The organism is Pelagicoccus albus (genome assembly GCF_014230145.1).
GTDB lineage: Bacteria > Verrucomicrobiota > Verrucomicrobiia > Opitutales > Opitutaceae > Pelagicoccus > Pelagicoccus albus.
Map to the genome: position 1 here is coordinate 29,021 of NZ_JACHVC010000005.1, position 24,163 is coordinate 53,183.

Annotated in this window: 20 protein-coding genes and 1 other RNA gene; 14 read left to right on the top strand and 7 right to left on the bottom strand. The window is 53.0% G+C overall.

The features are described from left to right. Positions 1–219: 219 nt before the first annotated feature. The 6 genes from H5P27_RS02145 (at position 220) to H5P27_RS02170 (ending at position 4,515) form a co-directional block, all read left to right on the top strand. A complete protein-coding gene (locus H5P27_RS02145; protein WP_221774575.1) occupies positions 220–528 on the top strand; it encodes an ATP-dependent Clp protease adaptor ClpS in 309 nt (102 codons plus the stop codon). Continuing rightward, complete coding sequence (locus tag H5P27_RS02150) at positions 515–1,030, top strand: hypothetical protein (protein ID WP_185658732.1); 516 nt, start codon at positions 515–517, stop codon at positions 1,028–1,030. The genes H5P27_RS02145 and H5P27_RS02150 overlap by 14 nt, the downstream gene beginning before the upstream one ends. Positions 1,031–1,034: 4 nt before the next feature. Beyond that, on the top strand, positions 1,035–1,529 hold the full coding sequence (locus tag H5P27_RS02155) for a hypothetical protein (protein ID WP_185658733.1): 495 nt from the start codon (positions 1,035–1,037) through the stop codon (positions 1,527–1,529). 56 nt (positions 1,530–1,585) lie between these two features. After that, positions 1,586–1,768: non-coding RNA, 6S RNA (ssrS, locus tag H5P27_RS02160), on the top strand. Between the two features lie 67 nt (positions 1,769–1,835). Continuing rightward, complete coding sequence (locus H5P27_RS02165) at positions 1,836–2,174, top strand: hypothetical protein (RefSeq protein WP_185658734.1); 339 nt, start codon at positions 1,836–1,838, stop codon at positions 2,172–2,174. Between the two features lie 148 nt (positions 2,175–2,322). Beyond that, the gene (locus tag H5P27_RS02170) at positions 2,323–4,515 is read left to right on the top strand and encodes a DNA polymerase domain-containing protein (RefSeq protein WP_185658735.1); all 2,193 of its coding nucleotides are present in this window, start codon (positions 2,323–2,325) and stop codon (positions 4,513–4,515) included. A gap of 89 nt (positions 4,516–4,604) precedes the next feature. On the opposite strand, the gene kduI is transcribed toward H5P27_RS02170, so the two are convergent. Further along, the gene (gene kduI / locus H5P27_RS02175) at positions 4,605–5,432 is read right to left on the bottom strand and encodes a 5-dehydro-4-deoxy-D-glucuronate isomerase (RefSeq protein WP_185658736.1); all 828 of its coding nucleotides are present in this window, start codon (positions 5,430–5,432) and stop codon (positions 4,605–4,607) included. A gap of 113 nt (positions 5,433–5,545) precedes the next feature. On the opposite strand from kduI, the gene H5P27_RS02180 reads away from it, so the two are divergent. Next, complete coding sequence (locus tag H5P27_RS02180) at positions 5,546–6,019, top strand: cupin domain-containing protein (RefSeq protein WP_185658737.1); 474 nt, start codon at positions 5,546–5,548, stop codon at positions 6,017–6,019. A gap of 7 nt (positions 6,020–6,026) precedes the next feature. Here the strand turns inward: H5P27_RS02180 and mnmM are convergent, their stop codons facing one another. Next, entirely contained in the window at positions 6,027–7,685 is a 1,659-nt protein-coding gene (mnmM, locus tag H5P27_RS02185; RefSeq protein WP_185658738.1) for a tRNA 5-(aminomethyl)-2-thiouridylate-methyltransferase MnmM, read from the bottom strand. A gap of 49 nt (positions 7,686–7,734) precedes the next feature. Between mnmM and H5P27_RS02190 the strand changes: the two genes are divergently transcribed. Together H5P27_RS02190 and queG are read left to right on the top strand one after the other, a co-directional pair. After that, positions 7,735–8,274, top strand: a complete 540-nt coding sequence (locus tag H5P27_RS02190; protein WP_185658739.1) for a shikimate kinase — start codon at positions 7,735–7,737, stop codon at positions 8,272–8,274. Next, positions 8,271–9,467: a tRNA epoxyqueuosine(34) reductase QueG gene (gene queG, locus H5P27_RS02195; RefSeq protein WP_185658740.1), complete on the top strand. Its 1,197-nt coding sequence runs from the start codon at positions 8,271–8,273 to the stop codon at positions 9,465–9,467. The genes H5P27_RS02190 and queG overlap by 4 nt, the downstream gene beginning before the upstream one ends. Here queG and H5P27_RS02200 read toward each other — a convergent pair. Together H5P27_RS02200 and H5P27_RS02205 are read right to left on the bottom strand one after the other, a co-directional pair. After that, complete coding sequence (locus H5P27_RS02200) at positions 9,464–9,865, bottom strand: acyl-CoA thioesterase (RefSeq protein WP_185658741.1); 402 nt, start codon at positions 9,863–9,865, stop codon at positions 9,464–9,466. The genes queG and H5P27_RS02200 overlap by 4 nt on opposite strands. 51 nt (positions 9,866–9,916) lie before the next feature. After that, entirely contained in the window at positions 9,917–11,152 is a 1,236-nt protein-coding gene (locus H5P27_RS02205; RefSeq protein WP_221774576.1) for a glycosyltransferase family 4 protein, read from the bottom strand. A gap of 177 nt (positions 11,153–11,329) precedes the next feature. Here H5P27_RS02205 and H5P27_RS02210 point away from each other — a divergent pair, with 177 nt between their 5' ends. Both H5P27_RS02210 and H5P27_RS02215 read left to right on the top strand, forming a co-directional pair. Beyond that, entirely contained in the window at positions 11,330–12,178 is an 849-nt protein-coding gene (locus tag H5P27_RS02210) for a phosphopantetheine-binding protein (RefSeq protein ID WP_185658742.1), read from the top strand. A 73-nt stretch (positions 12,179–12,251) separates the two neighbouring features. Next, on the top strand, positions 12,252–13,520 hold the full coding sequence (locus H5P27_RS02215) for a beta-ketoacyl-[acyl-carrier-protein] synthase family protein (RefSeq protein WP_185658743.1): 1,269 nt from the start codon (positions 12,252–12,254) through the stop codon (positions 13,518–13,520). A gap of 13 nt (positions 13,521–13,533) precedes the next feature. On the opposite strand, the gene recD2 is transcribed toward H5P27_RS02215, so the two are convergent. Beyond that, entirely contained in the window at positions 13,534–15,738 is a 2,205-nt protein-coding gene (recD2, locus tag H5P27_RS02220; protein WP_185658744.1) for an SF1B family DNA helicase RecD2, read from the bottom strand. Positions 15,739–15,791: 53 nt separating this feature from the next. After that, on the bottom strand, positions 15,792–16,448 hold the full coding sequence (locus tag H5P27_RS02225) for an HAD family hydrolase (protein WP_185658745.1): 657 nt from the start codon (positions 16,446–16,448) through the stop codon (positions 15,792–15,794). A gap of 177 nt (positions 16,449–16,625) precedes the next feature. Between H5P27_RS02225 and H5P27_RS02230 the strand changes: the two genes are divergently transcribed. Together H5P27_RS02230 and abc-f are read left to right on the top strand one after the other, a co-directional pair. Then, positions 16,626–17,732, top strand: coding sequence for a fatty acid desaturase (locus H5P27_RS02230; RefSeq protein ID WP_185658746.1), 1,107 nt, complete (start codon positions 16,626–16,628; stop codon positions 17,730–17,732). A 110-nt stretch (positions 17,733–17,842) separates the two neighbouring features. Then, the gene (abc-f, locus tag H5P27_RS02235; RefSeq protein WP_185658747.1) at positions 17,843–19,471 is read left to right on the top strand and encodes a ribosomal protection-like ABC-F family protein; all 1,629 of its coding nucleotides are present in this window, start codon (positions 17,843–17,845) and stop codon (positions 19,469–19,471) included. 18 nt (positions 19,472–19,489) lie between these two features. Here the strand turns inward: abc-f and H5P27_RS02240 are convergent, their stop codons facing one another. After that, positions 19,490–20,062, bottom strand: coding sequence for a P-loop nucleotide/nucleoside kinase family protein (locus tag H5P27_RS02240; protein WP_185658748.1), 573 nt, complete (start codon positions 20,060–20,062; stop codon positions 19,490–19,492). 473 nt (positions 20,063–20,535) lie between these two features. Here H5P27_RS02240 and H5P27_RS02245 point away from each other — a divergent pair, with 473 nt between their 5' ends. After that, positions 20,536–24,096, top strand: a complete 3,561-nt coding sequence (locus H5P27_RS02245) for a TonB-dependent receptor (RefSeq protein WP_185658749.1) — start codon at positions 20,536–20,538, stop codon at positions 24,094–24,096. Positions 24,097–24,163 lie beyond the last annotated feature (67 nt).

The following is a 24,163-nucleotide window of genomic DNA, read 5'->3' on the forward strand; positions in this document are numbered from 1 at the left end:
GGGTCGCTTTTTTTGTCACTGGCCATTGACGGCCGAAGTATCTCTTGTGTTCGCTGGGGTTCGCGGATGTGCTGACTTTCTCAAGCCTTTTCGGCGTCTGAGGAGATGGGCTCTTGTAATTTCGCTGATATGGCGCACAAAGCTCCCCGTTTTTGGGGCCAGCTCTATTCCCTATGCCCCGCGCTTGAACAAAATTCAATTTCCCGCACCGCAATTTTTATGGTAGCTCCAGTGACCAGTGTAGGCTCGCCTTTGGCTGAGACCGATACCAAAGACGAAACGGCTTTGTCCGACGTCTGGGGTGTGGTGGTGCTCAACGATCCCGTTAACCTGATGTCCTACGTGACCATGGTACTCGAGCGAGTGCTGCGTATGTCCAAAAGCAAGGCGGAGGAGCACATGATGGAAGTGCACCAGAAGGGACGGTCACTGGTGTGGAAGGGTAACCGAGAAAAGGCGGAGGGCTACGTCTACCAGCTTCAAGAGTGGCACCTGTCAGCAATCCTGGAACGCGATGAGACAGATTGAGATAAGACTAGATCCCGCGTTGGTTGAATCCTTGATGGACACCATTGGGCCGTTGCTCAAGCAGTTGGAAAACGAGCTAGCCTCACCAGCCGAGTTTCCGGACGATGACGAGCTTTTAGAAGACTTTTGGAAGAGCGACCTCCTGAATTCGCAACGCGAGGAAATCAAGGTGATTTCGGAGCTCTTCGACGGGGAGTTTATGCTCAGCGGTCGGGCCTTTATCAACTCCAACGAGATGGATAAGGTCATCCGCGCCTGCTCCGCTATCCGGCTGAAAATTCGCGACACGCTTCTGGCGACTGTGACGGATAGCCAACTGGAGGAGGGCGATCTGGAGGACGTGCAGTGGACGGACGAGATGCAGATCGCTTACGCGGCCTACGCGCTATTCGCCAGCCTGCAGGAACTAATCATCACTCAGATGAACCAGCCGGAGCCCGAAGAAAGCGGCGACGGTTACGACTGGGGAAGCGACGACGAGGACTTGGAAGACGAGCGTTAGGGATATGTCCTCTCGATTTTGTGATCGTTGTGGTTCTCCCTCGCACGCGGAGAGCTCCTATTGCTCCTCAGGATGCGACTTGGCGAGGCGTATCCCCAAGAACGGTAAGGACTTACCTGCGACCTGGCAGCTCGGGGTGGCCCTCGTTTGGGGCTTCTTGCTTTTTAATCAGGTGCTTTTCGCCTTGATGGAATTTCTGACAATAGGGCGGGGCGAACCCGACACTTTTGGTAAATTCGCTCTCGCTTCCAAGATCGTAGGAGTGGTGGTTCTGCTCTGCAACCTGTCGCTCTTTGCCATCGCGAAACCTAAGCGTCTGACCGATTGGCAAGCGCTGCTCATTTCTGCGGCTGTATCCTTCTTGGTGTGGGGTCGATTGGGAGAAATGCTTAGAAATCCGGTAGATATCAGCTTCGCATTGTTTAACTCGCTCATTTGCTTGTGGTTAGCTCGAGGGCTGATTTTGGGCGGAGGATCAAAAAAATTCCAAAAGAGCTGAGGCCGTTTCAAATTTGTTGACGAGGGCTTCGTGGCGCGGTGTATGGGAGGTCTTCGCGTACCCTGCGGTGTTCGAGGTACTGATAAAACGCTCATCGCCTACTTTACTTTTACGGGAGTCTCGAAGGGTGGTTGATGCTAAGCCGTAAACCGGAAAGCAGAGGCTGTCTGACGGTCGCCCACCTGTATTTAAACAGGACTATGAGCCCCTTCGGTATACGGCACAATGGTGGGGTACGCGTATTTTTTCGCCTGCGGGCGTTAGGGATTGCCCTTTGAGGTAAAGCGTTGCTAAACCTCGGCTTATATGGACCCGAGAATCTATTCCCTAATCCACGTTTTTTCGATCCTTATGCTCAGCGGCTCGATCTTCTACATCGCAGCGAATCCGCAGAAGCATAAGAAGCCGAAGATGATGGCCATCAACGGCATCGTAGGCCTGATCGCTCTCGTGGGCGCTTTCGGCCTCATAGCCAAGCTTGGCTACGAATACACCGCAGGGTGGATCATCGTGAAGCTTGTCGCCTGGCTCTTCCTCATGGCCTTAGCTGGCATGGCTTACAAAAAGTCCAAAGGCTTCGTTTTGTCGGGCCTGATCGTATCGGTCGGGATCGCCGTCTACATGGTTTATTTCAAACCATTCTAAACCGGCGGTTTCCCATTCTAATTTCCCATGCTCCCGAACTTTGTTTCGGGAGCATTTTTTTGTCCCCGTGGGCCCTACTCATGACCCTGAGTTCTGGGCCTTCCCTTTTCCGTGGACGCTAGATCTGACGTCGCGCTAGTTTGTCTCAATGTCTGACTTGTCTACTGATTCATTGTGCGGCGTATGGGTGAGCCCGGAGGGGGAGGCTCATCTCACGTGGGGTAATTCTGAGGGCGAGCGTCGCCATAAGATCCGTACATTCAAGCCTTTCGTTTGGGCCAGGGAAGACGAAGCATGGTCGGAGCTTGAAGGAGTCGCTGAGGAAAGCCTTTCGGGAGACGGGGAGTACAACCGGTTGCTCCGTTTCGATTCGCTAGAGACCTATCAGGAAACGGTTAAGGCCAATAGCCGAAGTGGCGCGATTGATTGGATTCGCTTGCTGGAAAGTCAGTTCCTCTTGCAGGAGCGACTTCGTCTCTTTGGAGAGATGAAGTTTTCGGAGCTGCGGCGACTGCAGCTGGATATCGAAACAGCCTGCGAGGTAGAGGGTGGCTTCAGTAATCCGACTCGCAAAGGAGATCGTGTTTTGGCAATCGGCCTTCGCTGCGGAGAGGTGGTGGAAACCTTGGTTCTGGAGGAACGGACGGATGCCGCGGAGCGAAGCTTGCTCAAACAAATGGCGGAGCGTATCCAAAGCCTGGATCCCGATGTGATCGAGGGGCATAACATCTTCAAATTTGACCTCGATTACCTTCGCCGACGGGCGAAACGATTTAAACTCGCTCCAGCTTGGGGGCGTTACGGTCAAGACGCGAAGTTTCGAAATACCCGAATACGGGTGGCGGAACGCATGATCGACTACCCACGCTGCGACATTCCCGGTCGTGCCGTGGTGGATACTTATTTGCTGGTTCAGATTTTCGACATCACGACCCGCGAGCTTATGTCCTATGGCTTGAAGGATGTAGCCAGGTTTTTTGGAGTGACGTCTCAGGCGGGGGAGGAGCGGACCTATATCGAAGGGGCAAAGATCCAAGGTATGTTCGATGAAGACCGAGATACTTTCTTGGATTACCTTCGCGACGATTTGCGTGAAACCGAAGGGGTTGCGGATCGGTTATTGCCGACTTACTTCGAACAAGCGAAAGCATTTCCGACCACTTTACAGGAAGTCTGTCTACGCGGTTCTGCCAGCAAGGTGGATCTCGTATTTCAGGAAGAGTATTTTCATGCGAATGCCGCCTGTCCCGTTCCTGTTGCAGCCAATACTTTCGAAGGCGGCTTCACGGCTAGCTTTGCGGAAGGCGTATACGAAAAGGTGTTACACTTCGACGTCGCTTCCCTCTATCCTAGCTTGCTGCTTCTCATTGGCCGTAATCCCAAGCGGGATCATCTCGGCGCGTTCATACCGATGCTGAAGCGTCTACGAGAGTATCGCCTAAAGTACAAGAAGCTCGCTCGGGAAACGGAAGATCCGGCCTTGGCTGCGGAGTTCAACGCTCGGCAGAGCAGCTTTAAGATTTTGATCAATTCCTTTTATGGCTATCTCGGCTTCTCCGCAGCACGGTTTGGCGATGCGGAACTCGCGGCGGAGGTTACGGCCAAGGGGCGTGAGATCCTGCAGTCTTTGATCGAGTTCTTTAAGATGGAAGGCTGCGAGCCGCTCGAAGCGGATACGGATGGAATCTACGTTTCCGCGGGTGAGTTTTTCGATCACGCCGATGTGTTGCTGGCCAAGGCTCAGAGAGGTTTGCCGCAAGAAATCGAGCTGGAGTACGACGGAAAATACGAATCTGTGTTTTGCTACAAAGCGAAAAACTATGCTCTGTTTGACGGAGAAAAGGTTACGATTCGCGGCTCGGCTTTGAGGTCTAGAGGGATCGAGCCTTATCTGAAGGATCTGACTTGGAAGTTGATCTATAGCTTGCTCGGTGCCAGCGAGGAGGATCCCGCTCGCCTGGCGGAAGAGGTGGAGCGGAAGATTAGAGAACAACGCCTGGACGTATCAGAAGTCGCCAAGTCCGAAGTCCTCAGCCAAAATCCGGATGCCTACAAAAAGAAGATCGATGCGGGCGGAAAACCGCGCAGAGCTTCGCTTGAGGTCGCCCTGAAGATGGAGAAGGCGGTCGGGATGGGGGATCGTGTTTCTTACTACATTCTTCCTAAGAAAAAAGGCCAGAGCACGAATTGGCAGCGAGCGTATCCGGCCGATGACTACGATCCAGAGAACGCCCCGTATGATGCTGATTTCTACCTAAAGAAGCTAGAAGAGTGGCGGGAACGCTATGCACAATTTTGCCCGGCTCTCAAAGAGACAGCCGGGCAAGGGGAATTGTTTTAAAAGGTAGGGTTCGGGCGCCGTCCCGAACCTATGTTAGGTGTGGCACGGCGGCCACACCCCACCTTGGGAATTGCTAAAGATCCTCTCCTTTACATCAGGTCCAGAACATCGATCCCGTCCATATCGTCGAAGGTCTGGTTTTCACCTCCCATAGCCCAAACGAAACAGTAGTTCGAAGTGCCGCAGCCTGAGTGGATGCTCCAAGGCGGCGAGAGAACCGCTTGACGATCGTGTACTAGCAGATGGCGCGTTTCTTCAGGTTCGCCCATTAGGTGAGTGATCATGTTTCCCTCCGGCACATCGAAGTAGAGGTAGACCTCGCTGCGGCGGTCGTGGGTGTGGGCCGGCATGGTGTTCCATACGCTTCCTTCGGCAAGCTCGGTATAGCCCATGACGAGTTGGCAGCTCTTGATGCCGCCCTCGTGGATGTATTGGAAAATAGTTCGCTCGTTGGCGGTTTTACCCGATCCAAGGTCGACTCGGTTGGCGTCGGCGTGACTCGCTTTTGTAGTCGGGTAGCTCGTATGGGCTGGGTAGCTGACCAGATAGAACTGCGGCTTCTGACCTTGGTCTTCCTTGAAAATTACCTCTTCGGCTCCGCGGCCGATGTAGAGGCATTCACGGTTGCTCAGTTGGTATTCTTTGCCGTCCACGGTGACTATTCCCGATTCCCCGATGTTGAGGATCCCGAGTTCGCGACGCTCGCAAAAATAGGAGGCTCGCATGCTGGCGTCGGCTTGAAGTTCGAGTTGGTTGTTGTCAGGGCAGGCGAAGCCCACGATAGCTCGATCCAAGTCGGTGACGCGATAGCGAAGCTCGGCTGGGGCGATGAGGTCCGTAATCATATACGTTTCGCGGAGCTGTTGGGTGTCCATCATGGACGCCTCGGAAGGGGATGTCGTTCTGTGTACGCTCATAGTTACTAGGCATCTTTGATGTCGGATTGCGCGGGGTCAACGTCTCGGCGAGCTTTGCGTGATCTTGGCTTGAGCTAGGGAGGCCTGCTTGGGATCTTTCGAAAATGCGAACCATGGAATCACTGATCGAAGGTTTAGGCCTTGAGCGAATCGAGCACGAAGGCGGCTTTTTCAAACGCATCCACACCGGGGAGGCGAATGTTGATGGTCGGCCGCTAAGTACCACGATCTACGCTTTGTTCACGCAGGAGGAATTTTCCGCTCTGCATCGGCTCGATGTGGTCGAGCAGTTCTTTTTCGTGGATGGCGATCCGTTTGACGTTTTTCGGATCAACCCCGACGGTAGCACTTCGGAAGCAACTCTCGGCTTGGATACGGGTAAGGGAGAGTCGCCTCACCAGGTGTTCGAGCCGGGCTGTTGGTTTGGAGGTATTCCCGCCGATTCCGGATCCAAAGGATGGACACTCATGTGTTGCGTCGTGACTCCCGGCTTCGACTGGAAGGGATTTGAATTGGCGAATAGAGATGAGCTACTCGAAGCGTATCCGCAATATGGGGATGCAATCCGACGGCTGACGCGTGTTTGAAGTACTCCTATTTTCGGATCACGAAAAAGGGGTAGGGCGACTTTTGATTGCCGGTAGGGTGTCGCTCGATACGGATTTCGAATTCGTCTGTCGATAGTCCATTTAGCCAGGCCAATACCTGATCGACCTCGTCGCTCGCTCCCGGATGGCTTGGGTAAAGCGTTACGCTAAGAATCCCGCCCGTTTGCAAAAGTTGTATGCTTTGATCGAGGGCTGAAAGAGTGGTTTTTGGCAGGGTGATCAGTTTTTCGTCACCTCCTGGAAGGAAGCCAAGGTTGAAGACTATGGCGGAAATTTTCCCGTGAAGCTCGCTAGGTATCGTGACGAGCAGGTTTTCATGTCCTGCTTGAAACAGGGTTGCTTGTTGGGACAGCCCGTGTTTTTCCAAGCGTGTTCTGGTCGTTTTTATAGCTTGCTCCTGTATGTCGTAGGCGAATACGTGCCCGGCTTTTCCAACTTGTTCGGCGAGCCATTGAGTGTCGTGCCCGTTTCCCGCTGTGGCATCGATGGCGGTGTCGCCTGCCTTTAGACGCTGCAAGACGGCGTCTTTTGCCACGTTGGTGGCGAGCCACCTTTTGGCGCGTTTGGTTTCCTTTTTGATGAAGCGCGACGGAAGTACCTCAGGTTGGAGCGATTTACCGTTTTGAAGGAAGTCCGCTAGAGCTGCCGAGAAGTAGGGAATCTGCATCGAGCCTTTGCTGCCAAAACCGTTGAAGGCGATGATTCGGCTATTGTTCGGATGGGGCCCGACCACTGGATACGCTCCTGCGGTAGCGGGGCGGACACCGGCTCGAATTTCTTCGAACTCCCATGAGTCGGCACCGAACTCGCGATCTAGAAACTCCGCTAATTCGGCGATGCCTTCCTCATCCGGAGTATCGTTTGGGTCGTCCCAATTGTAGGTGGCTCCGATTTGCAGGGTTCCGTCGTGTCGCGGCACAAGGAACTTCCCTTTGAGGAGGATGGGAGAGTTTGCCTCGGGAGCTTGGGTTAGACGGATGCGGGCGATGATTCCTTTGGCCGGTTTGTAAGGGATGAATTCGAAATGCGGATTGCCGGTGGCTAAGTGTCCTTCCGCAAAGATAGCCACCTTTGCTCGGCGACCACGGAAGTATATTGGGGATTCACTGGCTTCTATCTCGTTGTAGTGGAATGTCGAAGACAGTAGGTGATTCTCGTTTGTCAGCTGGGAATGGATTAGCTCGAGCAGGGAATTTGTATCGAGATAACCAGCCTTTGGTATGGCGAAGCCGCCGTGGCTGTCGCACGGATAGGATTGCTGTTCTGGCAAGGCTGTCGTGCTCTCCGCGTAGCCTTTTTCCTGCAGGCGTTTAGTCCAGAGTTTTGCTTCGTCCGGGTTCGAGAAATATCGATGAAGCGGGCGAGGATGGAAGAGGCGAGTTCCGTGCTGGGACTCCAGCTTTTGGTAGTAAGAGGTGGCGAATGGAATCAGCTCGTCCGCCATCCAAACCCGTTTAAGTCGTTTTCCTCCGATGGGGTTGATGAGGCCTGCGGCGACTCTCGAGCATTGAGACCGGTTGGCGTTGTCCACGAGGAGGATTTCTAGCCCACGGGCGATAAGTTGCTCGGCAAGAATACTGCCTGCTAGGCCGCCACCAAAAACGATGGCATCGTAGGATTCAGGATTGGATGGGAGGTTTGGCAAAATTGGATAGACTAAGAGCTTCGGTCGCTTTTGGGTGCAAGATTGCCGTATGAAGAAGTTAAGCAAACCAAACCTCTACCTCGTGGGATTTATGGGCACCGGGAAAAGCACTGTCGGTCGCCTCGTCGCTCAGCGTATGGGATTGGAGTTTATCGATAGCGATCACGCCATCGAGGCCGCGGCGGAAAAGAGCATTTCCGAAATCTTTGCTTCCGAGGGGGAGCCGGTCTTTCGCCGGATGGAGAAAGCTTTTGTAGAAAAGGGCCATCCACGAGAAGGCTGTTTGATCTCCTGTGGCGGAGGTTTGCCGGTGCAGCCCGGAATCATGGAGATCCTCAAGGAGCAAGGCTTGGTCTTTTCGCTTATGGCTTCAGCGGCTGGGATCTACGAGCGGACCCGTCACACGACTGATAGGCCTTTGCTGCAAGTGGCTGATCCTCTGGCGGAAATTGAAAAACTGCTCGAGGTCCGAGAGCCGATCTATCGTAAGGCAAATTGCTGTATCCTGACCGAAGGAAGGACGGTTGGCGAAGTGGTGGGACACGTTTGTCGTTCCTACAAACTCGAGTCGAAGCTTTGGACCCCATGATCTCCTCGGAAGAGAAGGAACAGCTTAGGTCCGAGTTCTTGAATCTCGGATTCGATGTGGTTCGTTTCTCAGATCTCAACCCCGTGGATGATGACCGGCTTCGTGAATGGATCGAGGCCGGATATCATGCGGATATGGAGTGGATGGCTCGGTCGCTCGAAAAGAGACTGGATCCTAGCCTCGTTTTAGAGGCGGCTTGCTCGGTGATTATGCTCGGGGTCAATTATTTGCCACCTGCTGGGGACGCGGCGACCACACAAAAGGGCTTCGCGAAATACTCCCTGTATCGGGATTATCACGACACGGTTTTGGCTGGCCTGAAAGAAGCTGGGAAACTTCTCGAGGAGCGGTTCGGTCTTGGTCCGCGAGAGTACCGTTACTATGTCGATACCGGGCCGGTGGTCGAGCGTGGCTGGGCTGCCGCGGCCGGCTTGGGTTGGCAAGGGAAGAACGGGATGCTGATCTCTAAGGAGCATGGGAACTGGCTGCTCTTGGCTAGCATCTTTGTGCCGCTCGAATTTGAGAATGATGGTCCGCTGCAAAAGGGGAGACCTGACAAGGACGCGGAGCCAGAGCTGGGGCTACTTTGCGGAAAATGTACCCGATGCATGGATGCGTGTCCGACGAATGCGATTATCGAGCCGGGGCTTGTCGATACGCGAAAGTGCATTTCCTATCACACCATCGAGAACAAGGGGGCGATCCCTCGCGAGTTGAGGTCGAAATTCGGATCCCGAGTCTATGGTTGCGACATCTGTCTGGACGTTTGCCCTTGGAACCGCTTTGCCCAAGCCGGCCGCCAAGAGCTGTTGGAATCTCGCTACGCAGTGGCAGAGCTAGGGTTGCTGGACCTGCTGAAAATGGATATCGAAACGTTTCGCGAGGTATTTCGGAAAATGCCTGTTAAGCGAACGAAGCTGCGTGGCTTGAAGCGGAATGCATGTGTCGCTGCCGGTAACCTTTTGCGGGAAGAGTACTGGTGGCCAAAAGATGGCGCGTCACGAGAGGTGTTTCTAGAAGATGTGAAGCGAGTGTTGCTCGAACTGGCGGAGACCGATGAGGAACCGTTGGTTCGTAGTCATGCTGTTTGGGCAGTGTATCAACTTTGCGGAGACGAAGCTGACGCTCTATTGGCAAAGGCGAAAGCCAAAGAGGAAGATGACTCCGTTTTGGCTGAGTATCTCCAAGGCTAAGCGAAGTGCTTATCCAGAGCGTCCCTGAAGTAAGGCGGTGGCTTAACTGGCTGTCCGTGTTGGTTCATGAAAACGTGGGTAGTCGATCCGGTGGCGAGCAGCTCTTCTTCACGTTTCAGCTCGTAGGTGATTTTAATTTTGAGAGTCGGCTTTTCTTCGATGCGAGAAACGACTGTTACAATGTCGTCGTATTTTGCGGGACGCTTGTATTGCAAGTCGACCGCCAGTACTGGAAGCATCAGGCCTTGGTCTTCGATCTCTTTGTAGGGTAGACCGTTTTCGCGAAGCATTTCGGTTCTGCCGATCTCCATCCATGGCAGGTAGTTGGCGTGATAGACGATACCCATCATATCGGTTTCGGCGTAACGTACTCGAACTTCGGAGACACTCTCGATCATAGAGTGAAGAAGAGCGATTCCCCGTAGCGTGACAAGCTCGCTTATCTTCGATCAGAGGCTGTCCGAAACGAGCTCAGCGTGATGCTCAAACTTTTCGATGGTGGGATCTATGGTGATGTCCCAGCGATTGAAGAGTAGATCAGCGGAGCGTATCCAGGAGTTGCGACGAGCCCATTTCCTACCGTTGGCCCCCATCTTTTCTCGCAGGCTTCGATCTTGGATGAGTTGGGCGAAAGCGGCCGTGAGTTGCTCCTGGTTTTCGGGCTCCACCAGTATTCCGTTTTCACCGTCGGACACGGCTTCGGCGACTCCTCCCACTTTATGGGCAACAATAGGTAGCCCGTGGGCAGCTGCTTCCAGATAAACGAGACCAAATCCCTCTACGCTTTTGCGGAAGTTGATGCTCGTCATAGAGAAAATGTCCGCTCGTGCGTAAATGTCCTCCAGCTGATCGTTGGTGACGTCGCCAAAGAAGGTCACTCCGAAGTCGGCTTGCTCAGCGAGCTGGCGAAGTTCTTCTTCGTATCCATGTTTCTTGCCGGTTCCGACGACCCAGAAGGTCACTTGACGACGAAGAGCACGCGGTAGCTGTATCAGAGCGTTCAAGATAAAGCTCTGCCCTTTGCGAGGGTGTAAACGTCCGACTGTAAGGATGTGGACGCGTTTTGATTTGCGGCTAGGCCTATCCTCGTTTTCTGCGAAGTCGGAACGGAGCGCTCCCGGCGTTAGGAAAGTTTTCCGTTTCGAGTGAGGGAAGCTGCCCTTGAGGAGCTTGTGAGTGTATTCGGATGGGGTGCTAATTCGATCAGCCCGTTTGATCAGCGAATTCATGGCCATTCGTTTCCCCGGATGGGATGCGAAGGTCTGGATCTCGGTGCCGTGGAAGGTCAGTATCAATTTGCCGGGTTGAAAGGACCTAAAGTACTGGAGGTGGCACATGGCCAGAAGGGGGCCCGGCTCGCACAAGTAGACGATGGCTTTGCGGAGCTGGCGGCGGCGTTTTATCATCTCCCTCGCCAGTTTGATCTGACACCGCAGATCTTGGCTGCCTTTGAGGTCTAAGCGTCTGATTTTAAAAGGGTAATCTTCTTCCTCCCAACCATCAACTCGTGGGGCCCACACTTCAACTTTTCTGCCTAACTTGGCAGCTGCACGCGCCATCTCCTCAGTGAAGGTTGCTATCCCACCTTTGGTGGGAGCGAACTCATGAGTGAGAATTAGGATCGGTGCTTTGTCCGTGAATTCCATTTCGGGTATGCGACCCGAGTTAGTTGGCTCAGTTCGCATTTAATGGCGATAGGAGTTTAAGTATTTTCTCGAATCAACTCTAAAAGATGAGTTTGGCACTCATTCGGCTTGGCGATGTCGCAGAAGCTTAACATAATTTTTGTTTTCAGGACGGGCCACACCCAAGCTTTTGCTGTTTACAAGCCAACAGAGCCTGTCCTTTTTTACTCGCTCCAAATGTCAAACGAGGGAATCAAACCAAAACTAGCACAGACACCGCCAGACGAAAGTGCGGACGAACAACTGAAGGACACGCTAAAGCGTTGCTCCCCAGAAACTATTGCAGCAGCCCTAGCCTTTAGGAAGAGCGGAGATGTTGAACTCGTCCCGACCGTTGTTTTGGGAATCGTGGAGCGCTTTTTGGAGCCCGATCAGGTAGACACCTTGAGGAATGGCGATGATTCGACCAAATTCATGGAAGATTTGGGCATGGACTCGCTGACAATGTTCGAAGCGATCATGATGGTTGAGGAATCCCTCGGTGTTAGCATCAAAAATGAGGAGCTTTGGGATCTGCGAACAGTTGGAGATTTGAAAGCGTTCATCTCATCCAAGTTGACTGGCGATCCGGTCGAATCGAAAGCGAAGTTCTACCCGATCGAGGAGATCGCGGCGATCATGCCGCAGCAGACACCTTTCCTCTTTCTTCAGACTGCGGAGATAGAAGGAAGCAAGGCGACTGGGACCTACGAAATTTCGGGCAAGGAAGCATTCCTGGAAGGTCACTTCAAAGGAAACCCTGTTTTTCCAGCATCTATCATGCTGGAAGCTCTGGGGCAGTTGGGCGTTTTTCACTTCCTGAAAACGGAATCGGAAGGTGGGGCGAATTCCATTTTCTTCACGGGAGCGGATGGCGTTCGCTGTTTTCGGGTATGCAAGCCAGGCGACACCTTAGAGCTAAGCGTAGAGCTCAAGCGCACCCGTGAGCCCATGGTGGTTTACTCTGGAAAGATCACGGTGAAGGGCGAAAAGACGGCAGTGGCGGATGAGATCACTTTGATCGTTGCCCCTGAAGAGTCTGAGTAGGGTTCGCATCTAGTCTCGACTTGATTCCCAAGGCGCGGTGTTTTCCTCTCTCAAGGAAAACGCATAGAGCGAAATGGGAATTCAACGAGTATTTGTAACAGGCATCGGAATTGTCAGCAGCATCGGTAACGATGAGGCTAGCGTAGCGGAGAGCTTGAGAGAGCTTCGCCACGGTTTCGCTCCGTTTGTGCAGGAATCCGTCAAGACGCCGGGCAATGTAAAGTTGGCTGGCACCGTCAAGGGATTCGACGTGAGCTCACCCGATTTCGAAGACTGGACACTGCCAGCTCCCTACCGAATCCGCAGAGACGTTTTGCGCTCGTTGCCTCCGCACGGGACCTATGTGCATGTGGCTATGGCTCAAGCGATCGAAGCGGCCAAATTGGAGCAAGCGGACGTTTCCAATCTGGATACGGGCATATACACTTCCTCCGCTGGATCGACTCGCTTGCTCTACCAAAATTCCAAGCGCCTGCACGAAGTCGGCCCCATGCGTTGCCCTCCGACGGGCATTGTATCGTCGATCGCTGGAACCTTGAGTTTCAACTTGGTCGCGCAGTTTAAGATACGAGGTAATTCCTGCGGTTTTTCCTCGGCCTGCGCTTCGTCGGGTCATGCTCTCGGCTTCGCTTACGACGACATCGCTCTGGGGCGTCAGAAGCGTATGTTCGTGGCTGCGGGAGAGGACATAAACGACGAATCGCTGCTGCCATTTGCCGGGATGCGAGCCTTGTCGTTGGAATCTGAGCCTGAGAAGGCTTCCTGTCCTTTCGACCGAAACCGGAATGGATTTGTCAGCACCGGCGGAGGCGCGGTGCTAGTGCTGGAAAGCGAAGAGGAAGTGAACCGTCGCGGCGTGCAGCCGTATGCAGAATTGCTTGGTTGGGGACAGGCCAGCGATGGGCATAATGTGGCGATGTCTCATCCGGAAGGGGTTGGCTTGTCGGAAGCGATTCGGCGGGCTTTGCGTTCGGCCAATTTAGATGCTGGCGAAGTCGATTATATCAATGCCCATGCGACTTCCACCATGATTGGAGACTTGAGCGAAGGTCGTGCCTTGAAGGAGGTTTTTAGCAATGAAGGCCACTCTCCGAAGATCTCCAGCACCAAAGCGTTGACTGGACATGGACTCTCTCTAGCGAGCGCATTGGAAGCGTCGATTTTATCCCTCGCGTTCAAGGAAGGATTCACGCCTGGCTCGGCTCACATCCGTGAGTTGGACGAGGAGTTTGCCAGCTTGAATATCATTCGAGAAACTTTGGCGGAAGCTCCCAGCGTTGCTTTGAGCAACAGCAGTGGTTTCGGCGGCGCGAATGTGACCCTCGCTTTTCGCAAGGTTTAAGACCCCGTTTTCGTCAAAAGCTAAGGCTGCTACCTTGCCTCAGAAACTCTTGCAGTAGCGTGCTACGTGACTTGGCGTCCGAGTTCCTGACGGCCATTGCGTAGGCGGCGGTTTCCCCGACGATTATTATCTTCTTTTTCCCGCGAGTGACTGCGGTGTAGATGAGGTTTCGCTGAAGCATCATGAAGTGAGCTTTCAGAAGCGGGATTACAACGACCGGATATTCGCTGCCTTGCGACTTGTGTATGCTGACCGCATAGGCGAGCTGCAGGTCGATCATCTCGGATTTGTCAAAGGTGGCTTCGATTCCATCGAAATCCACGTCTAGCAAGCCGTTCACCCCATCCAGTCCGGTGACGATGCCGATGTCCCCGTTGAAGATGTTCTTGTCGTAGTTATTGCGGGTCTGGATGACTTTGTCGCCCACTCTGAACTTGAGGGCGCCGAAGGGGATCGCTTCGCGGTTTTTATTGAGGGCCTCTTGCAAGGTTTGGTTCAGGTTTCCGACGCCGGCCAAGCCCCGATGCATCGGAGCCAAGGTTTGGGCGTCGGCTACGGGATCGAGGCAAAGCTCGTCTCGCACGAACGACTTGAATACCTCTGCCACTTTTCGTGCCGCGTCTGCTTGGTCGCTTGCGGAAACGAACTGGAAGTCCTTTTTCGGATCCAACTGCCGAACGTCCTCCAAAGCGGTCGGCAGAGAGACTTCGCCCCGGTTGATGGCGTGGGCGTAATGGACGATGGAGCTGAATTTCTTTTGGCGAAATACGACGTCCAAGGTGACGTAGCGAATTTTGCGGGATGCGATTAGATCCTTAAGTACGTTCCCGGCTCCGACCGATGGGAGCTGATCAACGTCTCCGACCAGAATTAGGTGGGCGTTCGAGGGAATGGCTTGAAAAAGGGCCGCAGCCAGACGGGCGTCGAGCATGGAGGCCTCGTCTACGATTACCACGTCCGCAGACAGTGGTTTGTTTTCGTTCATTACAAATCCACCTTGTGAAGGATCGAACTTCAAGAGTCGGTGGATGGTTTGGGCGTAGGCTCGGGTTGATTCCGCCAAACGCTGGGCCGCGCGACCAGTCGGGGCAGCGAGTAGGATTTTCGATTTCTTCGCTTTCAGAATGGAAACGACGGCCTGCAGAATGGTCGTTTTCCCGGTGCCCGGTCCTCCGGTCAGGATAAAGACCTTGTTGGCAAGGGACCCTTTGATGGCGTCCTTTTGGGAGTCTCCAAATTCGAAACCAGCCTTCTCTTGAGCCCAGTCCACTGCGATGTCGCGTTTGATTGGGGGCAGGGCGCTAGGAGTTCCTTTGAGCCTTTTTATGGCGAGGGCGATTTTCTCCTCCGCGAAGAAATTGAAGGGCAATTGCAGATAAGCACGACCATCGTGGGCCTTGGTCGATCGGAGGGCTTTTGATTCGAGGAGCCGTGCCATTCCTGTTTGGATTACCTCCAGATCGGTCTGCAAGGTCCCGGAAGCTTGAGCAATGAGGTCTTCGTGAGGGTAGGCGGTGTGGCCTTCGTCTTGGAGCTCTTGCAATACGAACTCGATCCCGGCATCCACGCGCTGTGGGCTATCGTTGGGGATACCAGTGTTTATGGCGATCTTGTCGGCGGTCTTAAAGCCAATGCCCTGAACCTCGCGGGCAGCTCGGTAGGGTTCGGTCCGAAGTACGGTGGTGGCCTCCGGACCGAATTGCTTGTACATGCGAAGGCAGAGGGCAGGGGAAAGCCCATAGGTTTGACCGAAGATAAAGAGCTCTCGTTGAACGACCTGCTCGTCCCACGCTTCTTTGATCGAACGAGCCCTTTGCTTTCCGATGCCGCTGACCTCTTGGAGTTTCGCCGATTCTTCGGAGATCACTCTCAGCGTGTCGTCTCCGAAGCGATCCACGATGCGTTCAGCTAAGCCTTTGGAGACGCCTTTGACTAGTCCGCTGCCCAGGTATTTGCGAATCCCGTAGATGGAGGCGGGAAGTTCCGACTTGAAGGAGCTGATCTTGAACTGTGGTCCGTGGGTCGGATGTTTGGTCCAGGATCCAAGTAGCTTGACGGTTTCGCCGCACTGCACGCCTCCCAGCTGGCCCGTTACGACGGTCTTCTCCGAGCCGTCTCCCGGTCTGAGTTCCGCGATGGTATAGTTATTTTCTTCGTTGAAGAAAATGATCCGTTCGAGGACGCCGGAGAGAGATTCGGTATTTGGGACGGCTGGCAAGGTACCGCTAGGAGAATGCTTGTGAGGTGGCTCGGCAAGCGGGATTTTGCAGCCTAGGAATCGAGCCAGACCGCGATTTCAGCCAGCGAATCGAAGACTAAATCTGCTCCCTCTGCTTCCAGTTCAGCGCGAGAATGCGAACCAGTGGTGACACAAAGTGTAGTCATGCCGCCCGCCTTGCCGGCTTTGATGTCGAAGGGCGAGTCGCCGATCATGGCGAGGCCCTTTCCGGGAATCCCAATCTTTTCGATCGCTGCGGCGGTAAACTCTGGCTGGGGCTTGCGGTAGGGCGTGTCCTCTGCTCCGAGTACGAAGTCCAACATCTCGGTGAAGCCTTCGTTTTCGATGATAGCGCGAGTATGAGTGCCGGTCTTGTTGGTGAAGATTCCCGCTTTCATCTCTTTCGCGCGGCAGGTTTCCAGCAGCTCTGTTGCTCCTGGAAGGACGACCACTCCTTGCAGATGGATTTCTTCGAAACGGCGGCGCCAAATTTCTTTTCCCGCCTCGACCTGCTCGGGGGGGAGGAACTTCTGGATAGTGACGGGCATTGAGCCACCGATACTTCGAAGCACCTTTTCCGGCGAAGGTTCCGGGTATCCGAGCTCGCGACAAGCGCATTGGAAGCAACGTGTTATGGTTTGGATATGGTCGACGAAGGTGCCGTCCATATCGATTAGTATTCCGCGAATTTGTTTAGGTGATACTTGCATAAACCGAGAGGCCTTGGTGGCGACTCGGACTGCTTTTGGCAATTCGGATTTACAAATCTTAACCGGCTTGGGGAACTCAAGTTGAATTACTTTATCAAAAAACCGTCTTATAGGCTGGTTAAGCTGGCCATTGGGTAATTTCCGCGCCCTTTTTCTACTCCTTCGTATCTATATCCTATGCGCATTAAAAATTGGGGAATATTCGCTTTCATCGCTGGCTATCACGTTTTGCTGCTGGCGCTACTACCAGCTTACATCTCGGTGTTCAGTTGGGAATCGCTTGTGCTTTTCGGAATCACATGGGCAATTTCGGTGTTTTCAATCACCGCTGGCTACCATCGTCTGTTTTCGCACAACACCTACAAGGCCAAGCCTGTTTATGAATGGGCATGCTTGATTTCTTCCAGCCTCGCTATCGAGGCGTCCGCCTTGCAGTGGTCGCATGACCATCGTATCCACCACAGTCACGTCGATACCGATAAGGACCCTTACAGCATCAAAAAGGGATTCTGGTACGCTCACATCTGGTGGATGTTTACTTACAACGATCCCATCGACGAGCGTCTGGTTAAGGACCTGTTGAAGAATCCGCGGGTCATGTTCCAGCACAACCACTATGGGCTGATGACTATCGCTGTGAATCTGCTTGTGGTAGGTATTGGATGTTTCTTCATGCACCCGATTGCGGCTCTATTCGCTGGTTTCTTCATGCGACTTTTCGCTATCCATCACTGCACTTGGTTCATCAACAGCCTCTGTCATGTATGGGGAGCTCGGACCTATGCGAAGGAGCTTTCTGCCGTGGATAACGCGATCCTCGCATTCTTCACTTTTGGAGAGGGCTACCACAACTATCACCACACGATGGCGAATGACTACCGTAACGGCGTGCGTTGGTACCATTTTGATCCGACCAAGTGGTTGATTTGGTCCGCTTCCAAGCTCGGACTCGTTTCCGATCTCCGTTGGGTGAGTGACGTGAAACTTCGCCAGATTCTGGTCAAGAAGGACAAAAATCTTCTTCTCGAGCGGATTTGCCAAGAGATCGACGAGACTTCCAAGGAGTTGCAAAACAAGCTTGTTAGTCTTTCCGACAATTTCGAAGAAAAGGCATCCGCTTTGATGGCGAAGGTTCGCGAGCTAAAGAACGCGACAGAAGAGCGTCGCAAACTCCTCGAGATCGAGATCCGCCAGCACAAGATGGAGCTACATGCGATGTGGAAGTCCTGGATCAAGCTTACAGAGCTCACCTCCGCCCGCTACGAGCTCGAACACGCTCACTAGCCTTTCTCTGCAATCCCACCAATTTCCCGTTTCGACGGCTCATTCGATTTTTCTGAATGAGCCGTTGTTTTTTTTTCCACCCTTGCTAGGGTGCACCGCTTTTCAACACCATGATCGGACTCAAGAACCTCCACCTTCGCTACGGCGAAAAAGTCATTTTTGGCGATGTATCGCTCACGATCGGCGTACGCGACCGCATCGGCCTTGTCGGCTCCAACGGCGCTGGCAAATCGACCTTGCTTAAGCTAATGTTGGGCGAGATAGAAATCGATGGAGGCGAGCTCGAAAAGCCAGATTGGGTCACCTTGGGCTATCTGCCTCAGGACGGAATCGAGGTGAGGGGGCGTACCTTGTACAAGGAGGTCGAAACCGCTTTCGACGATGCCCTCGAGCTGCAGGCGAAGATCGACGAAGCTGATGAAAAGTTGGCTGAGATGGATACCAGCTCCGAAGAGTACTACGACATGATCGACATGATCGGAGGCTGGGAGCAAAAGCTCGAAGAGTACGAGCCGGAGAAGATGAAGTCCAAGATCGAGCGTGTTTTGATGGGCCTTGGTTTCAGCTCAGGCGACATGGACCGCGACACGGGCGAGTTTTCGGGTGGTTGGCAAATGCGTATTGCACTTGCGAAGCTCCTTCTGCGTCAACCTTCGCTACTGCTCCTTGACGAACCGACGAACCATCTGGATATCATTGCCCAAAATTGGTTCGAAGATTACCTGACTCGTTATGAAGGGTCTATCATGGTTATCTCTCACGACCGAGCTTTCCTAGATACGATAACAAATCGTACCCTGCATCTCAGTCTCGGTCGAATCGAATCCTTCAAGGGGAACTACAGCTTCTACGTTAAAGAGTCGCAGGTTCGTCTGGATGCTCTGCGGAAGCAAAAGGCTAACCAAGAGAAGGAGATTCAGCGTCAGAAAGACTTCATCAACCGATTCCGTTCCAACGTCAAAAAGGCATCCATGGTGCAGAGCCGTATTAAGGCTCTCGAGAAAATGGAAATTATCGAGATGCCGAAGACGGAGAAAAAGATCTACTTCCGGTTTCCTGAGCCACCTCCTAGTAGCCAGAAGGTTATCGAGTTGGTCAACATGTCGAAGAGCTACGGCTCGATCGAGGTTTTCAAAAACTTCAATTTCCACATCGACAAGGGCGACCGGATCGCGGTGGTGGGTGTCAACGGTGCTGGTAAGTCGACTTTGGCTCGCGTGCTGGCAGGGATCGAGCCCTTCCAGGAGGGTGAACGTGTCGTGGGACTAAATACAGTACTGGCCTACTTCGCTCAGCAGCAGGCGGAGGAACTCGATCCGAAGAAAACCGCATTGGAAGAAGTGGAAGCTGCCGCTGCGGAAGCGGGACATGAAGACGCGAATCCACGCGGAGTTTTAGGTGCACTTTTGTTCCGCAAGGACGACGTTTTCAAACCCACTACGGTGCTATCTGGAGGGGAACGGAATCGCTTGGCTTTGGCTAAAATTCTCATGCGCCGAGCCAATACCATCATTTTGGACGAACCGACCAACCACTTGGATATCCGAAGCAAGGAAACGCTGCAGGACGCAATCAAGGCCTTCGAAGGAACCGTAATCCTAGTCAGTCACGACCGTGATTTCCTTGACCCGTTGGTTAACAAGGTGCTGGAGGTTCGCAAGGATGGCACTCGTTTGCTGACGTGTAATGTTTCTGAATACATTGCCCGAATCGAGGAGGAGAATTCAGGCAAGAGCTAAGCTCGTCTAAAAATTCTATTACTCAAACAAGCCGGCTTCGAGTGCACGCTCAGCCGGCTTTTCCATACCCGTGTCGATTGCGATATGCGGGTAGGCGGGAAAGCTCTCCGTATCGTAGTAGCTCAAGTGTTTCTCCCAGTTCGCCAGCTTCCCGTTGTCTCTGGGGTTGGCCCGATTGATCAGTCTTTGTTTTCTCAGCTCGGGATCACAGTGAAGGAAAACGTTTCTGACCTCGCACGGTGACTTCAGCTTTTGGGCTATATGCTGTGGCCAGTTCGCATTGCTTAGCTCCTTGGTGAAGGGGCCGGTGAGTATGACGTCGGTATGTGGAAGATTCGCGTCGGCGATGCAGAATAGAGTCTCGTAGATCGCGTCTCGGAACGTGTCCTTGAAAAGAGGGCTGTCGCGATCATCTGGATTCCCGTTTAGTTTCTCCATTGCCGCTCGGACTACAGGCTCGGTAGCTGTATCAATATCAATGATACAGCTGCCGGTTTTTTTTCCTAGCGACTGGGCAAAGGTCGTTTTACCCGCCGCAGGCATGCCTGTGACAAGGATTAGCTTTCTCTTTTTGAAAATGGCTTCACTCATTATTAGGTAAGAGTCGAATTGAGATATATTTACAGTGGAAAGTCCGCCGCTAAATTTGGTGCATAGTGAGACTAAGGGTATTCTAGTATTTTCTAGATCATTTATCGTATTGTTTTTCTAGCTGATGAATGCGGCTACCTACTTGCATTCGTCAACCCCCTACCTGTCCGTTTTCTGAATCAGAGCCTCCGACTCATTCCGGTAATCGCTGATCAGAATTTGGCAAACCCTACCGTAAAACTGGAGAAATATATAACCCCTATCGTCGCTCCCCAAAAGCGGCTTTTATCTAAATAACACCCAATTTGGCCGAAGGCCAAAACCCCTAGCTACCGCTTCCCCTGCTTATTTGGCCTGCCCAAACAAGACCCTGTCTCATTGTCTCTCGAGATCCGGCTGGATCGTGTTTGCGAGGTCAAGCTAACAGCTAAACAACCATGAACCACACGATCAGACAGACAAATAGATACCCATTGTCTAGACGTCGGGCCCAAACTCTCCTTTGGGCCACGGCGCTTCTAGTTTCTCCATTCCTTTCGGCTCAGGATGAGAGCGAGGAGGATGAAATATTCGAACTATCTCCCTTCACGGTCGAAGGTGACGAAAACCAAGGTTATCGTGCCACGAGTACGCTGGCTGGTACCCGTATCCGTACCGATCTCAAGGATGTCGGCTCCGCCATTTCCGTCGTTACCGAAGAATTCCTTCGCGATACGGGGGCGGTCGATAATCAGTCTTTGCTCGTTTATACGACCAACACTGAAGTGGGAGGCGTAGGAGGAAACTTTGCCGGACGCGGCAATGGCCCGACCGTCAATGACGATTTCGCGACCAGTCCTTCGCAGAACACTCGTGTTCGAGGCCTTGCTTCCGCCGACAACACTAGAAACTACTTCCTGTCCGATATCCCTTGGGATGGATACAACGTGAGTCGCGTCGATATGCAGCGCGGACCAAACGCTATCTTGTTCGGTTTGGGCAGTCCAGCAGGTATCATCAATACAACTACTGATTCCGCTAGCTTCGAAGATGAGTCCGAAGTCGAGCTACGTTTTGGCAGCTACGGCAGTACCCGTCTCTCTTTTAAATCGAACAAGGTTGTTCTTGAGGATGAGCTTTCTGTCATGGTTGCAGGACTTATGGAGGATCAAAAGTATCGCCAGAAGCCCGCTTTCGAAGAGGACCAGAGATTGTTCGTAGCCTTCCGCTACGACCCAAAATTCCTCAATGGAGACAGCAGCAGCTTCAAGATTTCGGGTAGCTACGAAGACGGAACAATCGACGCGAACCGTCCGCGTTCGATTACCCCGATGGACCGCATTACTCAGTTCTGGGATCCGGTCCTTGATTCTTCCGGAAATTACCCGCTCTATGGCGGTACCGGAGGTTGGGTCGGAACACCGTTGGGAGCGGAAGACATGTCAGGCCTCTATGGCTTAGGTGTGAACCGCTCCATGGTGGAGGATGAAGATGGTAACTCCGTTCCCAATCCGAACTACATCCCAATGATCGGGAACTTTGGTCAGAACTTCGGTGGACCGCTTACCGTGTTCCCTTATTCTTCCACGACTGAATTGTCGGGAACGACTGTCCATGAAATCAAGACCTTCACCGGATTGGCTCCGGACGGAAGCATCGATGGAAACATCAGCAATCCATACCAGCGTCTGACTTCGATCGACTCGTACGTAACCTATGCTCGACAGGCAAACCTTCCAGCATGGGAAACCGGTCAGTACAAGAACATCTACCTGCAGGACGCGAGCGTATTTGATTTCTGGAACACGCTCATCGACGGGCCGAACAAAGCGGAGTGGGAAGGGTTTAACGCTCTAAACCTCTCCGTGGAACAAACATTCTTCAATAACAAGCTCGGCTACGAGTTGGCATTTTACGATCAAACCTATGATCGTGGAAATGTCAGCATGATGAATAATGGCGCAAATATCGCCATCATGATCGATACCAATACGACCCTAGGAGATGGCTCTGCTAATCCTAACCTCGGTCGCGCGTTTATTGCGGATTCAGCCCAAGGTGGAAACAATCTCTACGCTCAAGACAGAGATGCCATGCGTTTCACTGTATTCGCTGAATACGACTTCACGGATAAGAATCAAGACGGTTGGCTCAATCGCTTGTTGGGACGCCATAACTTCACTGGACTCTACGTGGAGGACAATCGGGAAAGCTCCAACACCTCGTTCCAACGCTACATGACGGGTCCTTCGAATCATGATCAGTTGCAGCAGCCTGGCTCTTCCTGGAGCTCTAACGAAGTTGCTGTGAACACTGTTCACTACTTGGGCGGATCCCTGCTTGGCTATAGCTCGGCAACCAATCTGAATATCCCAGGTGTTACCGCCGTTCATACTCCTGTATCCGGTATGTACTACAGCTTTGATGCGACTTGGAATGCCGACGGCGTAGATCCAGGAGCACTTTGGATTGGTCCAGATGGAGGCGAGTCCACACAGTCTGAAAATCCAGCGAACTACGTTGGTTGGACCTATCGACCTTACGAAGTGCTGACCGCTCTAGACGGTAAGACTCTCGTAAACTACGATCTGGTTACTGGCAGTAACATCGCCCGCGAAGAGGTGGAGTCCGAGGCCTTGGTCTGGCAGGGATACTTCTGGGACGGAGCTTTGGTAGGAACCTACGGTTGGAGAGAAGATACCGACTCTGCTTGGCAGCTCAACGCGGGCACGGTCCTCTCCGATGGGGAGTCTATCACTGATTCCGCCACTCGCGTAGTTGATATCCGGAATCCACTTTATACTTACGACGCGGTTCCAGCTGCAGTGGAATCAGGCCAATCCCAGAGCTGGAGTGCGGTTGTGCACCTCAACAAGTTCCTTGGAGATCGTCTTCCGCTCAATGTCAGTTTCTCTTACAACGAGTCGGAAAACTTCCAGCCTGGCGCCGGACGAGTCGACCTGTTTGGTCAGCCAATCGCATCACCAAATGGCTCTACAGTGGACAAGAGCTTGTACATCACGACCAAGGACAATCGTTATGCTCTAAAGATCACGGACTACGAGACCACAGTTTACGATTCTAGCTCTAGCTACATCGATGGTACTTGGTTTATCGGCAACATGGTTTCATGGGGAACCAACTGGGCGAATATCGCAGATTACAACATCTCTGACGGATACACCTTGGATGGCGTTTGGGATCCTTCCAACACGGACAACAGCTGGCGTTACAACTACGACGATCCAGATGTTGAAGCCGCTGCGATCGCTGCATGGCGTCAATTCACCGCTGCTATCCCTGAAAAGTTCACAACCGCATGGGGCTTTAATGGAGATTTGAATACGGACGTTATTTCCTTCTATCAGTCGCAACCTGCCGGTTTGGCATACACGCAAGATGCAATCTCGAGAGGAACAGAGTTCGAACTCGTCGCGAATCCGACCGATAACTGGAGAATCTCGCTCAACGCCTCCAAGACCGAAGCGATCCGCAACAACGTAGGTGGCGCGGCTCTTATCGAGTGGGTCGAGTTCGTTGATTCCTGGATACAAGACACCGCCGCGGGCGACATCCGCATCTGGTGGAAAGGTGGACCGACTGTACGTGATGAGTGGAATGGTACCTTCCGTTCAAACTTCGCCCTTACCGAGCTGCAGGAAGGCACTGCTACTCCTGAGTTGAGAGAGTGGCGCTACAACCTTGTTACTAGCTACGACTTCAAGGACGGAAAACTCGCCGGAACAAACGTCGGCATGAGCTACCGTTGGGAAGACAACGTTGTGATTGGCTACCCGCTTGTTGAAGTGGACGGCGGTTACTCCTTCGATCTGAGCAGCCCCTATCGCGGACCTTCGGAAGATCACGTCGACTTCTGGATCGGAAAGAGTCTGAGGCTTAACGACAAGATTGATTGGCGAATACAGCTAAACGTACGGGATGCGTTCGCCAAAAAGGAATTGGTTCCGATATCGACCCAGCCAAACGGAGACGTAGCAGCGGTTCGAATACCGGGTACCACAAGTTGGCAGCTTACTAATACCTTCTCATTCTAAAGCGATTTGGAGTAGGTTTAGCCCCCGGAGATGCATGATGCCCTTCGGGGGCTTTTTACGATTCTTC